This is a genomic window from Bacillus cereus group sp. BfR-BA-01441 (genome assembly GCF_022663075.1).
GTDB classification, from domain to species: Bacteria; Bacillota; Bacilli; order Bacillales; family Bacillaceae_G; genus Bacillus_A; species Bacillus_A cereus.
In genome coordinates this window covers 1-225 of sequence record NZ_JAKUEU010000393.1, presented here as the reverse complement: position 1 = coordinate 225, position 225 = coordinate 1, and the positions used below count along the sequence as shown (strand labels likewise).

Genomic DNA, 225 nt, shown 5'->3' with positions numbered 1-225 from the left:
AAGCGGGTGAAGAGAATCGAACTCTCGACCAGAGCTTGGAAGGCTCTTGTTTTACCACTAAACTACACCCGCATTAAATTGTAAATGGTGAGCCATGAAGGACTCGAACCTCCGACCTACTGATTACAAGTCAGTTGCTCTACCAATTGAGCTAAGTCGGCTTGCGACTTCAAAATGGTGGCTCGGGACGGAATCGAACCGCCGACACGAGGATTTTCAGTCCTC

Annotated in this window: 1 tRNA gene; it reads right to left on the bottom strand. The window is 48.9% G+C overall.

The features are described 5' to 3' along the window. Window position 1: 1 nt before the first annotated feature. Window positions 2-72: transfer RNA gene (locus MR107_RS30970), tRNA-Gly, on the bottom strand. Window positions 73-225 lie beyond the last annotated feature (153 nt).